At 50.4% G+C, this 14480-nt stretch carries 11 protein-coding genes; 9 read left to right on the forward strand and 2 right to left on the reverse strand.

The features are described from left to right. Positions 1–436: 436 nt before the first annotated feature. Both ACGHM3_RS06155 and ACGHM3_RS06160 read right to left on the reverse strand, forming a co-directional pair. Positions 437–1459, reverse strand: a complete 1023-nt coding sequence (locus ACGHM3_RS06155; RefSeq protein ID WP_345427262.1) for an alpha/beta hydrolase — start codon at positions 1457–1459, stop codon at positions 437–439. A 76-nt stretch (positions 1460–1535) separates the two neighbouring features. After that, positions 1536–2543 carry a LacI family DNA-binding transcriptional regulator gene (locus ACGHM3_RS06160; RefSeq protein WP_345427264.1) on the reverse strand — a complete coding sequence of 336 codons (1008 nt, stop codon included), beginning with the start codon at positions 2541–2543 and terminating at the stop codon, positions 1536–1538. A gap of 351 nt (positions 2544–2894) precedes the next feature. Between ACGHM3_RS06160 and ACGHM3_RS06165 the strand changes: the two genes are divergently transcribed. The 9 genes from ACGHM3_RS06165 (at position 2895) to dmpH (ending at position 14093) form a co-directional block, all read left to right on the forward strand. Next, a complete protein-coding gene (locus ACGHM3_RS06165) occupies positions 2895–5150 on the forward strand; it encodes a TonB-dependent receptor domain-containing protein (protein ID WP_345427266.1) in 2256 nt (751 codons plus the stop codon). 62 nt (positions 5151–5212) lie between these two features. Further along, positions 5213–6136, forward strand: coding sequence for a PfkB family carbohydrate kinase (locus ACGHM3_RS06170; RefSeq protein WP_345427268.1), 924 nt, complete (start codon positions 5213–5215; stop codon positions 6134–6136). A gap of 20 nt (positions 6137–6156) precedes the next feature. Further along, complete coding sequence (locus ACGHM3_RS06175; protein ID WP_345427270.1) at positions 6157–7644, forward strand: glycoside hydrolase family 32 protein; 1488 nt, start codon at positions 6157–6159, stop codon at positions 7642–7644. A gap of 54 nt (positions 7645–7698) precedes the next feature. Continuing rightward, entirely contained in the window at positions 7699–9078 is a 1380-nt protein-coding gene (locus ACGHM3_RS06180; protein WP_345427272.1) for an MFS transporter, read from the forward strand. A gap of 545 nt (positions 9079–9623) precedes the next feature. After that, positions 9624–10547 (forward strand): catechol 2,3-dioxygenase, encoded by a 924-nt coding sequence (locus tag ACGHM3_RS06185; protein WP_345427274.1) that lies wholly within the window; start codon positions 9624–9626, stop codon positions 10545–10547. 9 nt (positions 10548–10556) lie between these two features. Next, positions 10557–11342 carry a 2-oxopent-4-enoate hydratase gene (dmpE, locus tag ACGHM3_RS06190; protein ID WP_345427276.1) on the forward strand — a complete coding sequence of 262 codons (786 nt, stop codon included), beginning with the start codon at positions 10557–10559 and terminating at the stop codon, positions 11340–11342. A 15-nt stretch (positions 11343–11357) separates the two neighbouring features. Continuing rightward, positions 11358–12269 carry an acetaldehyde dehydrogenase (acetylating) gene (locus ACGHM3_RS06195; protein WP_345427278.1) on the forward strand — a complete coding sequence of 304 codons (912 nt, stop codon included), beginning with the start codon at positions 11358–11360 and terminating at the stop codon, positions 12267–12269. A gap of 5 nt (positions 12270–12274) precedes the next feature. Then, entirely contained in the window at positions 12275–13309 is a 1035-nt protein-coding gene (dmpG, locus tag ACGHM3_RS06200; RefSeq protein WP_345427281.1) for a 4-hydroxy-2-oxovalerate aldolase, read from the forward strand. Beyond that, entirely contained in the window at positions 13302–14093 is a 792-nt protein-coding gene (gene dmpH / locus ACGHM3_RS06205; protein WP_345427283.1) for a 2-oxo-3-hexenedioate decarboxylase, read from the forward strand. The genes dmpG and dmpH overlap by 8 nt, the downstream gene beginning before the upstream one ends. Positions 14094–14480: the final 387 nt, after the last annotated feature.

Below are 14480 nucleotides of genomic sequence, written 5' to 3' on the forward strand. Positions count from 1 at the left end.
GTGCCATTTTGCCCTCCCCGCACCTATCTTGAGAAGGACGTTGCCCCGTCCGTTCTATCCTCTGGCGACGCTCTAAGCATCGAATTATCATTCTCTGGCAAGAGCTTATCTGGTGCGCAATCCATAGTGATTGGTACGTATCCTCTTGCTTGTGCTTGTCGTCATGCGTGCGAGAGGTTGGAAATGAATTCGGTGCACGTTTTATGTAGAGGAATAGAAGTGGTTAGGCGTAAGCTAAAATCGAGAAATGGCCTATAGCTCGTACTAACTGTTCGGCCGAGTTATCGATCGTTTTTACCGTGCGGCGGGAGTGGCGTTTGGTTGGTTTGTGTATCGATTTATCAGTATTTTTTAGCGCATCTGTATTGTTCTATAGGCTCGTATTATGGATCTTCAGCCTTGGTCTTCCCCCATCAACTTTCCTAAAAAATTCCGATTAAAGTGTGCTCTTGAGTGCCTTAATAAATCGCTCAAAATCTTCAATTTGCGGTAAATGACCTAAACCTTCCAGCTCAATAACCTCAATATCTGAGTTGCGCTTTTTAATGTCTGCGCCCAATAAATCATAGCGCCCCAATTCACGCTGAACACCCGGTTTCTTCCAGTTTCTGCCTGGGCCAGTTCTGTCTCGGGTGCCCAGTATTAGGGTGGTGGGTACCGTTATATCTTTGAATTCTTCCACCACGGGCCCGGTGAAAATCATGTCGTAGGTTTTGGCACTTACCAGCGCCAATTGCGGCCAATCGGGGCCGTTAATCCAGCCTATCAGCGGCTCGGTTAGAGCGGCGTAGCGCTCGTTCCAGTCACCGGCGTAGTAGTTTTTCTTTTGATAGCTGACGACTTTTTCCGGTGTTTGCTTGAGTTGATTTTGATAAAAGAAATCGATGTCTTTGTATTCGACAAACTGCAGATAGTTCTCTAATCCGATGGGGTTAACCAGTATCAGTTGTTGCGTTGCTTGGGGAAAGAGTAGCGCAAAACGGGTGGCTAACATTCCGCCCATGGAGTGGCCTAATATGATACTGCTTCTCAGTTGCAAGCTATCCATCAGTGCTTTGGTATTGTTGGCCAGCGCCGCAAAGCTGTATTGATAGTCCGTGGGCTTAGATGATTTGCCGAAGCCGATTTGGTCTGGCATTAAAACGCCATAGCCCAAGCTTTGCAGTGTGTCGGCGGCTTCTTGCCAGTAAGCGGCGTTGAAATTCTTGCCGTGAAGCAGGGTTACCACCGGCTGATTGCCTTTGGGTGGGACAAACATATAGGACATTTTTAAGCTTTGGCCCTGAGATTCGAAAGTATATTTTTTAACGCTATAAGGATAGGTGTATCCGTTGAGCAAAGCGTCGAATTTAGGCGGCTCGGTTGTGCTTTGGGCTGCCAATGGCAATAGAGCGGTGTAGGTGGCGACAAGTGCGGCGAAAATGGCGAAGAGGGAGGGCTTTGCGTCGGTGATGCGCATTGGGGCTGGCCTTCAAGGAATGCAGAGTTGAAGGCCTATAGACAAGTGTCGGGGCGTTTAATTCTGTTGCAATCGTCTAATTAACCCCGGTGGATTCCCGAATAATCAACGCGGTGGGAATCAGTTCACTCTCGGCCTGTTTACCGTTAATGCGGGCGAATACTTTATCCACCAGTTTTTGTGCAGCAATTCTGCAGTTTTGATTAATGCTGGTCAGGGCTGGGGTCATAAACTCTGATGATGAAATGTTATCGTAGCCTACGATCCGAACATCACTGGGCACTTTAATTTGGCAGCTGCGTAGTGCTTGAATGGCCCGGTTGGCCAATAAATCACTGGCGGCAAATAGGCCATCCATGGGTTTATTGGCTTGCACGTATTCCGATACCAAGCGATAGCCACCGTCGTTGTGGTTTTCTCGGCAATCAATCACATTTAATTCAGTGTCGGGGACGAGTGTTTCTACGGTGTCTTTAAACCCGGCAAAGCGCTGCATGCTCTCCGGGCAGGTGGTGTTGCCTAAAAATGTTAATTGCTTGCAGCCTTGTTGAAGTAGGTGTTCTGCAACCAGCTTGCCACCTAGATAATTGTCGGAGCCCACCGTTATATAATTTTGCTCGGGCATGCGCGCGCCCCACACCACAAGGTTGGGATAATCTAGAGCAATTTCGTTAAGGATGTCGTGATAAATATTTTGGCCGAGGATGATAACGCCATCAACGCTGCGGGTTTCTACAAACTCTCTAAGCCAAGACGGGTCGCGGTTGGAATGTTTGGCAAATAGGAGTTCGTGGCCCTTTTTTTCCAGCTCGTCGGCCAGGGCGCCTAGCATTTCCAGTACAAATGGATTGGTGGCGGGGGGCTCGCCCTGGGAGTTAGAGGGCATGGGCACCAGTACGCCGATGGTGAGCGTTTCTCGTTTTCTAAAATTACGGGCACGGGCGTCCATGCGGTAGCCATGTTCTTTGGCCAGGGCTTTAATTCGGGTGCGAGTTTCTTCGGTGACTAGCTCGCTGTTGGCCAGTGCTCTAGAGACGGTGGATTTGGACACCCCCGCGATTTTGGCAAGGTCGGACATTTTCATGTTACTACTCCGATCGCAGGCGTTTATTCGTTTGTTGTTATGGGCCGCTAGGCCAGGTGTAACGGTGCCTGTAGCCATTTCACACACTGGCGCGTCGTTCTTTCTCTCACAGGCGTTGATGTTACATTTTGGCATTCAACAATGCAATCGGTTGCAAGGTTGTGCAATCGGTTGTATATTAAGTGAAACCGGTTGCATTTCACGCCACACTAATAAATCTGTTTGGAAGCGATCGGCAGTATCAGCCAGCGGGCCCAGCTCGCGGTTTTACCAATAATAATTTGACGACACACGGGTGAGTGCTAGCCCTGTTGGGTGATCGCAAGCCAGCAATAGTTTGGAGATAAGAACATGAGAACTCGAATTTTTGGCGGTGGTTTCGCAGTATTGGCAACAGCCATCATGGCAGTGAACAGCAATTCTGCTTTAGCTCAAACGGATTCGAGCGATACTTTGGAAGAAGTCATCGTTACCGGCGTAGCCCGGCCCACCACAAAGTTAGACGCTACCAACTCAGTTACAGCCCTAGGTGCCAGCGACATTGCTAACTACGCGCCTCGTTCCACTGCAGAAATCTTCCGTAACCTTCCCGGTGTTCAGGCCGAAGCTACGGGCGGTGATGCCAACGCTAATATTAAAGTGCGCGGCTTACCAATCAGTGCCGGTGGCGCTCGATATTTATCAATCCAAGAAGATGGTTTACCTGTGTTGCTGATTGGCGACATGGAATTTGGTACCTCAGATAGCTTTTTGCGCTTTGATCACAGCGTTCGCTCCGTGCAAGCCATTCGAGGCGGCGCGGGCTCTACCCAGGCGGCAAACTCGCCCGGCGGTATTATTAACTTTATTTCCAATGACGGCAGCGAAGAGGGCGGTTCTGTTGCGCTAACTACAGGTTTGGATTACGACGCAAACCGGTTGGACTTTGCCCATGGCAAGCCAATTAATTCAGATTGGCAATATCATGTCGCCGGTTATGTGCGCGATGGCGAAGGCCCCCGCGATGTGCCAGACAACATAGAATCTGGCTACCAAATTAAAGCCAATGTTACCAAAGAGCTGGAAGACGGCTTTGTTCGAGTGCACGTAAAGCGTTTGGATGACAGCGCACCAACGTATTTGCCAATCCCCGCCGTCGCCGATGGTAACGGTAGTTTCAGCTCCGCTGGCGTGGATTTGGGTGAGGGTACTTTGTATCTGCAAGGTGGCGACGTGCTCAACCGCGATGCTGGCCGTCAAACCACCAGTCTTACTCACGGATTTTCCTCCGATGTGACCTCTGTAGGTTTCCAATTAGAAAACAACATTAATGATTCCACCACCGTAGGTTTGGTGCACAGAGTCAGTAAAATTTCTGGCCAGTTTGTATCGCCGTTCCCTGCCGAGGTGTATACCGATGTTGACGACGATACCGCCGCCCGCATTCATTACTTCAATACTAAACTGGATAGCCTAGATAACACCTTCACTGATTTAAATATCCGCAAAGAGTTTGATGCGGTGACGGTTAAAGCGGGCATTTTCCGTGGCGTTCAAGATTACGATGCCCAATGGGGATGGAACACCTATTTTGTTAAATTAAATGGTGCACTGTCCGCCACTACTGGCCCCAACGGCGAAGCCAGTTTTGTACCCGGCCATGCTGCTTGGGGTGAGTGCTGTTCGCGCAGCTACGACTACGAAGTAGAAAATATTGCGCCATACTTAGCGCTTACTGGTGAAATTGGTGAGCAGTTATCCTGGGATGCCAGTTTGCGCCACGATTCTTGGAATGTGGACGGCAATTACGCGTTCTCCGGGGCTGCTGATGCCGATGGTTATCTAACCTACGCCACTGCTAGCCCCATCGATTACGATTTAAGTTACACCTCTTGGTCGTTGGGTGTTAACTACGCCGTGGGTGAAAATTCTGCGTTATTTGGTAGCGTATCTGAAGGTGGCAGCGCCACGGCGACTTCTCGTATCACGGGTAGCTTATTGGCCAATGGTGATATCAACGATGAAGAGTCTGGTTACAGTATCGTTGAGCAAATTGAGATTGGCTACAAGTATCAGGGCGATGATGCCTCTGTGTACGTTACCTTGTTTAACGCCGAAACCGAAGAGGCCGGTGGCTTTGAGGTAACCACACAATCCGTAATTCAAAATGCCTACGAATCCACCGGTTTGGAAGTGGAAGGCGAGTACGAGTTGGGTAATGGCTTTGCCATCGCCGGTGGTTTTACCTACACCGATGCCGAAATCACCGACTCCAATGTGCCTGCCAACGAAGGCAACACGCCTCGTCGTCAAGCCGAATGGATTTACAACATCACGCCTTCGTACAGCTCGGCTAAGCACAACATTGGTTTGAATATCATCGGCACCGATGACACCTATATTCAAGACAGCAACCAAGCAAAATTTGATGGCTACATAGTCACCAACTTGTTCTGGAATTACGACATGACCGAGTCTTTGGCGTTGAGCTTTAACGTCAATAATTTACTGGATGAAGAAGGCTTTTCAGAGGGAGAAGAGGGCGGTCCTTTTGCCGGTGGTGAATTTGTACGAATTCGCCCGATCAATGGCCGTACCACGTCGTTGTCGCTACGTTATTACTTCTAATCTGTGTGGAGCCCGGCTCAACCCGTTTTCCGAGCCGGGCCTTTTTTTAAGGAATAAAACAGATGCGAAGCGAAACTCCGCGCCCAATCATATTTGGTGAAGTGCTGTTCGATTGTTTTGAGGATGGCAGCCGTGTACTGGGAGGTGCTCCATTTAATGTTGCGTGGAATCTTTTTCAGCTAGGCGAAAACCCGTTATTTATCAGTCGTATTGGTGACGATGATCTGGGCCATGAAATCATCACGGTTTTACAGCGCTCTGGGTTTGATACCACCGGTATTCAGGTTGATAATCAGCGGCCAACCGGCCGGGTGGAAGTCAGTGTTGTAAATGGCGAAGCCAGCTACACCATTGTGCCCGAGCAAGCCTACGACTTTATTGAAGAGCAGTCTTTGCCAGCGCTTGCCAATGGCGGGATTTTATACCATGGCACTCTGGGGATTCGTCACCCAGCGGCGCTAGCGGCATTGACCGCGCTCAAGGCGAACGCTGATGTTCCGGTATTGCTCGATGTTAATTTGCGCAAACCCTGGGACGCTCATATCGACCTCAACTCGCTGTTGCAAAGCGCCCATTGGTGCAAACTCAATGGCGATGAATTTACCCAACTGCTGAACAACACATTTTCGGTTGAGCCAAGCTCTTTAGATGCCCAGGAAAAACAGCTTGCGGAAATGGTGCTTGATAGCGCTCATCTGGCAGGCCTGTTAATCACCCAAGGGGAGAAGGGCGCTAGCGCTTACCAGCGCGGCCAATGCCCTACCCACATTAGCCCGCAGTCTGATACGGCGGTGGTTGATACCGTCGGCGCCGGCGATGCGTTCTGCTCGGTGTTTTTACTGGGCTTATTGCGTGGCTGGGCGATGCCAGAAATCCTGCAGCGGGCGCAAGCTTTTGCCTCCTGCGTGGTGGGCCTCAAGGGCGCTACCAGTATGGATGCGGGCTTTTACAACCGGTTTAAGCAGCAGTGGTTAAACAATAATTAAACGTTTTTGGTAGTAAACACATGACTCTGTCTGATCACATTGCGGCAGTCGGCAAACCGAACCGGCCTGAGCATCATTTTACCCCCGCCCACGGCTGGATGAATGATCCCAACGGCCTGGTCTATTTTGAAGGCGAATATCACCTCTTTTATCAGTATTTCCCAGATGACGTCGTATGGGGCCCCATGCATTGGGGGCACGCGATTAGCACGGATTTAATGCACTGGACTCGGCTGCCGGACGCCCTAGCGCCCGACGATCAAGGCATGTGTTTTTCGGGCAGTGCGGTGGTAGATAAGCACGATGCCACAGGATTGTTTAACGGTAAGCAAGGCTTAGTGTGTTTTTACACGGCCCACCGCATTATCGGCCCAAGTGATACCGACTACGTGCAAGAGCAGTGCATTGCCTACAGCCAGGATAAAGGCCGCAGTTGGCAAAAGTATGACGGTAACCCGGTCATCAGTACGCCCGGCTTTCGCGATTTTCGAGATCCAAAGGTCTTTTGGCACCAAGCCAGCCAAGCCTGGATTATGTCGGTGGCCTGCGGCCAGAGTATTCAATTTTACCGCTCCCACAACTTGCTCGAGTGGACGCTTGCCAGTGAATTTGGTGCCGGCCAAGGCAAGCACACCCAGGGACCTTGGGAATGTCCGGATTTGATTCCAATGCCAATCGCCGGCAGTGACCAAACACGCTGGGTTTTGATTGTGGGCGTGGGTGCCTGTGAAGAAGCGCTCGGCTCGTTTACCCAATACTTCGTGGGCGATTTCGACGGCCACACCTTTACTAACGAAAATCCAGCAGACACCGTGTTGATGTTGGATAACGGCCGGGATTTCTACGCTACGCAGAGTTGGTCTGGCTTAACAGGTTCGCGAACATTGGCTATCTCCTGGGCCAGTAATTGGCTTTATGCCAATCAGTTGCCGCACCATGGTTGGCGTGGAATGATGAGTTTGCCGCGCCAATTTACCCTGGTGCAAACCCCACAGGGGCCAAGAGTGCAGCACGCCTTTGCCGATGAAGTCCATCGCTGCTTTAGCCAGGAGTTTGAAACCCAAGAAGGCGTTGACCTGAAAGCCGGCCAAAGCCTGTTATTGGCAACGGAGCAAAACAGTGCGGCAGACTATACTGCAATTAGCCTAGAGCTAAGCCTAGGTGGCTGTTTACAGTGGGCGTTAAGCGAGGCGGGGTGTTCTGTGCTTACGATAAAGCGAGATGACCAAGGCTACCGCGTGCAGCACCGACGCACAGGGCCTAAGGTATCCGAGCAGTACGACAAAACCTATCCCTGCGATTACGCGCTGCCTGCTATCAATAAAAAGGTGTTGCATATAGAGGTCTGTCGCGACCGAGGCATACAAGAGTGTTTAGTGAACCATGGCCAGTATTCCATTACCTCGTTGGATACTTGCACGGTGGAAGTCGACATACCAGCGCCCACACGCTTGGAGGTCATGGCGGGGAGTTTAAAAATGGATGCCGTAGTAAAAGCAAAAGCCTAAAACCGAGCCGGATCTTTTTTCCGGCTGGCAATAACAATAAGAGTGTGTACTCCCATGGCAGTAGATAATGCCCATCAAAAGTTAAGCTTTAAAGAAAAAGTTGGCTATGGCCTAGGTGACATGGCCTCTAACTTTTATATGGGCTTTTTTGGCCTATTTTTATTGTACTACTATACCGATATCTTTGGCCTAGCACCGGCGGCGGTAGCCACCATGATGCTGGTTACCAAAATCGTGGATGCCTTTACCGACCCGGCCCTGGGCCTGATTGCCGACCGCACCAATACCCGCTGGGGCCGCTACCGGCCATTTTTGCTATGGGTGGCCATTCCTTACGGTATTCTGGGGTATATATTATTTCTAGGGCCTGAGCTTTCAGACACCGGCAAGTTAATTTACGCCTATGTAACCTATACAGCGGTAATGCTGGCTTACACCGCTATCAATGTCCCGTATTCGGCGTTGCTCGCAGTGATTTCTCCATCGGCCCAGGAGCGCACTAAAGTCACTACCTATCGGTTTGTGTTGGCCTCGGTCGGAACCTTGGCAGTGGCGGCGTTTGCCACGCCATTAAAAAATTGGTTGGGTGGGGGCGATGAGTTGCTGGGTTTTCGTCTTACGATGATTATCTTTGCCATTTTGTCAGTGGCTCTATTTTGGGTAACCTTTGCCACCACTAAAGAGCGCATTCGTTTAGAGCCACACAAAGCCAGCGTGCGTACCGACTTGGGTGAGATGATCACTAATAAATCCTGGTTGATCTTAATCGTTGCCGGTATTTGCATTGTTACCGGCCTGATTGCCCGATTTGCCTCAATCGTTTTTTACCTAAAATACTATATGCAAGACGACGGCGAGGTAATTTTTTGGATATTTGATCGCACCGCGCTTATCACGTCTTTTGGTTTAATTGGCCAATTAATCGGCGCACTTATCACGCCCTATCTGGTGCGTTATTTCAGCAAGCATCACTTGGTCGTGGTAGTAAATGTATTCCATGCGGCCTTACTACTGGCTAATTACCTGGTTCCGGCGGATCAGTTCTGGCTAATCGTTGGTATGCATGCGTTAGGGATTCTCACCTTCGGTATTACCATTACGCTGTTATTTTCTATGTACACAGATTGCGCCGAATACGGTGAATGGAAAACTGGCAAGCGTATTTCAGGGTTGATTGTATCGGCGTCTATGTTCTCACTGAAATTTGGCTCCGCACTCGGCGCAGCCTTACCGGGCTTTATACTGGCGGCCTTCGGTTTCGTCGCCAATGCAGAGCAAACCGAGCAAGCTCTAGTGGGAATTCAATTTATGTTTAATGGCTTGCCGGCGATCTTATTTTTCGCAGGTGGCGTGGCAATGCTGTTTTACGGTATAGACAAGCACACCTTGCAATCCATAGAGCAAGATATGCAGCGCCGCCGAGCAGGGCTTTAAGTTATCAAAAAAAACCTAGGGCCACGTAAAAGCACATGGGCCCTTGGTTTTGCATCTTTGCAGTGTCATTATTCTATCCGTAATTTTCGTACTCACCCTATCTCTACTCACAGTCAGGCCCAAGGCAAACAAAAAACAGCTCAGAGTTTGGTTCACTGATGCCGTTCAAATATGGTGGTGTTTGTCTCGGTGATTTACCACCAATCAATCTCTTTTCCAATTCAAGTTGCGCGCGAAGGCGTGGATATCGTTAAAGGCAGCGATGAGATCCCTGCCAACTGGTATTTGCTAGGAGGGTCGCTTAACGTCCAAAAGCCAGTAGTTTACAGTGTTAAAGCGCCGCTTTCCTCGAAGGCGAGGGTATAGAAAATCCAAGTTGCCATACTTTAAAGGTATGTACTGGGGCATAAGATGATATTGGACTGATGGCCGTTATCGTAAGACCATTTTGCCAATAATGCCTGGGCTGTTGTGAGTTGTTCCGCTGTGTTTGACACGCCCGCCCAGGCCCCCTTACAGGCAGATAATAATAAGAGGCAACAACCATGAAACATGGCGTTATGCGTCCTGGTCACGTGCAAATCCGAGTGTTGGATATCGAAGAGGCCGTTACTCACTACACGGATTTAATGGGCCTAATAGAAACCGACCGCGATGACCAGGGCCGGGTGTATTTAAAAGGCTGGACCGAAGTCGATAAATTCTCCGTGGTGCTACGCAAAGCCGATGAGCCGGGTATGGATTTTTTGGCCTTCAAGGTGCTGGACGAGCAAACCTTAAACAAGCTAGAAGCCAACTTAAATGCCTATGGTTGCGCGACCGAAACCGTGGCCGCCGAAGAGCTAAAAGGCTGTGGTAGAAGAGTACAGTTTGTAGCGCCCTCCGGCCACTTATTTGAACTGTTTGCCGATAAAGAACAAACCGGAAAATGGGGCGTAAGTAACGTTAACCCGGAGGCCTGGCCCCGGGGTTTGCAGGGTATGCAATGCACGCGCTTTGATCACACCTTGCTGTATGGTCCTAACGTGGAGGCCTGCACCCAATTATTTTGCGATGTGTTGGGCTTTGGCCTGGCGGAGCAGGTGGTAGACCCGGATGGTAACAAAATAGGCTCCTTTATGAGTGTGGGTATGAAAGCCCACGATATCGCTTTTATTGAGTGCCCGGAAAAAGCCAAGCTGCATCACACCTCGTACTTTTTAGAAAGCTGGGAGTCGGTATTAAAAGCGGCGGATTTAATCTCCATGACCGACACCAATATTGACATTGGCCCCACTCGTCACGGGCTAACCCACGGACAGACGATTTATTTCTTTGATCCGTCGGGCAATCGCTGTGAGGTGTTCTGTGGAGGCGATTACTACTACCCAGACCACGAGCCCATTACGTGGAAAGCAGAAGATTTAGGTAAAGCTATTTTTTACCACGACCGAGTGCTCAACGAGCGGTTTCTGTCTGTTTTGACTTAAGGAATATTTATGGATCAGCAATTAATTCAACAGTGCGGTGCTGAGCTTTACCAAGCCATGGTAGAGCGAACAACTGTGCAGCCTTTTACCGATCGTTACAGCGATATCACCATCGAGGATGCCTACCATATATCACTGGCGATGCTGGAAAAGCGCATTGCCGCCGGTGCTAAGGTAATTGGTAAAAAGATTGGCGTTACCTCAAAAGCGGTGCAGGATTTTCTCAATGTACATCAGCCAGATTTTGGCTATTTAACGGATGATATGGCCTTCAGCCAGGGGCAGGAAATGCCCATCAGTGAAAAGTTAATTCAACCCAAAGCCGAAGGTGAAATCGCCTTTATTTTGAAGAAAGACCTAATCGGCCCGGGCATTACCAATGCCGATGTCATCGCCGCCACCGATTGCGTTATTCCGTGTTTTGAAATAGTCGATTCCCGTATCGAGGATTGGAAAATCAAAATTCAAGATACCGTGGCAGACAACGCTTCTTGCGGCTTGTTTGTGTTGGGCGATACCGCCATCAGCCCCACCAAAGTGGATTTATCCACCTGTGGCATGGTGGTGGAGAAAAACGGCCAGTTGCTGTCCACCGGTGCCGGTGCAGCAGCCCTGGGTAGCCCGGTCAATTGTGTGGCTTGGTTGGCCAACACCTTGGGCCAGTTTGGTATTCCATTAAAAGCCGGTGAGGTGATTTTGTCTGGCTCGTTAGTGCCGTTGGAGCCCGTCCAGGCCGGTGACTTTATGAGTGTTTCTATTGGCGGGATTGGTCAAGCATCGGTTAAATTCGTTTAACAGCAAAGGTTGCAGATGAGCAAAAAATTAAACGCAGTGATCATCGGCCCGGGCAATATCGGAACCGATTTGTTAATGAAAATGCAACGCTCTGAGTGGGTTCAGCCGGTGTGGATGGTGGGTATCGATCCGCAGTCCGCGGGCCTTAGCCGGGCGCAAGAGATGGGCATAAAAACGTCGGCCACGGGTGTGGATGGCATGTTGGCAAAAGTCGCTGAAGACGATATCCGCATCGCCTTTGATGCCACCTCCGCCTATGTGCACGCCGAGAACAGCCAAAAGCTGAATGACCTTGGCGTAATTATGGTGGATTTAACACCAGCGGCCATTGGCCCTTATTGCGTGCCGCCGGTGAATCTCGTTCAGCACGCCAAACAACTGGAGATGAACGTAAATATGGTTACCTGCGGTGGCCAAGCGACCATTCCAATCGTCGCCGCAGTATCCCAGGTGCAGGCCGTAGATTACGCCGAGATCGTCGCCACGGTATCGTCCAAATCCGTAGGGCCGGGTACGCGGCAAAATATCGATGAGTTTACCCGCACCACCGCCAGCGCCATCGAAAAAGTCGGTGGGGCCAAGCAGGGCAAAGCCATTATTATCATCAACCCAGCCGAGCCGCCTTTAATTATGCGCGATACCGTGCACTGCCTGTGCGCCGGTAAGCCCGACCAAGTCGCCATTACCGAGTCGGTCCACGCCATGGTGGAGCAGGTACAAAAATACGTGCCCGGTTACCGCTTGGTCAATGGCCCGGTGTTCGACGGCAATAAAGTCTCCGTGTTTATGGAAGTGGAAGGCCTGGGTGATTTTCTGCCTAAGTACTCCGGCAACCTGGATATTATGACCGCCGCCGCTCTGCGCACCGCAGAAATGTTTGCCGAAGAAATTGCCAACGGCGCCATTCAATTGCCAGCCCGAGGATAACCGCCATGGATTTAACCGGTATAAAAGTCAAATTGCACGACATGAGCCTGCGTGATGGTATGCACGCCAAGCGCCATCAAATCTCCATTGAGCAAATGCAATTCATTGCCATGGGTTTGGATGAAGCAGGTATTCCATTAATTGAAGTAACCCACGGCGACGGCCTCGGTGGTTCGTCCTTAAATTACGGTTTCCCCGCCCACACCGATGAAGCGTATTTTAAGGCCGTAATCCCCAAGCTTAAAAACGCGCGGGTTTCGGCTTTGCTGTTGCCGGGTATCGGCACGGTGGATCACCTAAAAATGGCCCAGGCCAACGGCGTGGCCTGTATTCGAGTGGCCACTCACTGCACCGAGGCCGATGTCTCTGAGCAGCACATCGGCATGGCCGCCAAAATGGAAATGGACACCGTGGGCTTTTTAATGATGGCCCATATGATTTCCGCTAAGAAATTACTAGAGCAAGCCAAGCTTATGGAAAGCTACGGCGCCAACTGTATTTACTGCACCGATTCAGCCGGCTTTATGCTGCCGGATGAAGTCACCGAAAAAGTCGGCCTATTAAGGGCCGAATTAAACCCAGGGACCGAGATTGGTTTCCACGGCCACCACAATATGGGGATGGCCATTGCCAACTCCCTAGCAGCCATGGAAGCCGGAGCCGATCGCATCGACGGTTCCGTGGCCGGCCTTGGCGCCGGCGCTGGCAACACGCCACTGGAGGTGTTGGTGGCAGTGTTGGAACGCATGGGTGCCGACCACGGTATTGATCTCTACAAAATTATGGATGTGGCCGAAGACCGAGTAACACCCATGATGGATCAACCCATTCGCGTTGACCGCGATGCCCTAACGCTGGGTTACGCCGGTGTGTACAGCTCGTTTTTACTATTTGCCAAGCGGGCGGAGCAAAAATACGGCATCCCAGCGCGGGATATTTTAGTAGAACTGGGCCGCCGCGGTACCGTGGGTGGTCAGGAAGATATGATTGAAGACTTAGCCCTAACCATGGCCAAAGCGCGGGAGGCAACCCATGGGTGAATTAACCAAACAAGAAGTCAGCCAACTGGCAGAACACCTAGAAAAGGCAGAATTAGAAGCCTACGAAGTCACAAAAATTACCAACGACTTCCCCCATATGACCTACGAGGATGCCTTCGATATCCAGTGGGAAATCCGCCGTCGCAAGCAAGAGCGCGGCAATAAAATCGTCGGTATGAAAATGGGGTTAACATCCTGGGCGAAGATGGCCCAAATGGGGGTAGAAGTCCCATGTTATGGCTTTCTGGCCGACTATTTTGCCATCCCCGATGGCGGCGAAATCAAGCACGATGAATTGATTCACCCTAAAATCGAGGCGGAATTGGCCTTTGTCACCAAAGCGCCCCTAAAAGGCCCGGGGATTCATATCGGTGATGTGCTGCGGGCCACCGACTTTGTTATGCCTGCGGTTGAGGTTATCGATTCGCGCTACAAGGATTTTAAATTCGATTTAAAAAGCGTTATTGCCGATAACTCCTCGTCCAGCCGATTTATCGCCGGCGGTAACGCCAAGCCTGTTAGCAAATTAGATCTTAAAACCCTGGGTGTGGTGATGGAGGTTAACGGCGAAGTAGTGCAGCTGGGGGCGGGCGCTGCGGTGCTGGGCCACCCGGCGTCATCCGTGGCCATGCTGGCCAATATGCTGGGCGAGCGGGGTGAAGAAATCCCAGCCGGTACCTTTATTATGATCGGCGCCATTACCGCTGCGGTACAGGTAAACAAAGGCGATAGCTTTGTGGTGCGCTACCAGGATTTAGGCACCGTTAGCGGTAAGTTTGTATAGCTTTCTATAGTTTGATCCAGTTCTTCTTCGGCCGGTGTTTGGCATCGGCTTTTTTTAATTCCTATCTCTCTTTGTCTTCTTCTCTTTGCTTTTGAGAACGCCCTGCTCACCACGGGGCGGATTTTTTAATCCGAAGTGTGAGTGTTTCCCTCGCATGGGGTGGTACTTTCTGCTTCGTATTTTCTGTTTTATTTCATCTATTTCCAGCCTGGGGTAACCCGTTGGCACGATAATTTACTTAATTGTTGATATTTTATAAGGTTTGCTTGATAAATAAACAAATTCAACTACGTTAAATAGAATTGTGGCATAACTGATCAGTTTTTCGCCGGGTGTCGTTGATACCCTGCCAACCGTTTTGCCCTTTATTGCGCTCTAGGTGTTCCG

This window comes from Halioxenophilus aromaticivorans, assembly GCF_042850945.1.
In the GTDB taxonomy this organism is placed as follows: Bacteria; Pseudomonadota; Gammaproteobacteria; order Pseudomonadales; family Cellvibrionaceae; genus Halioxenophilus; species Halioxenophilus aromaticivorans.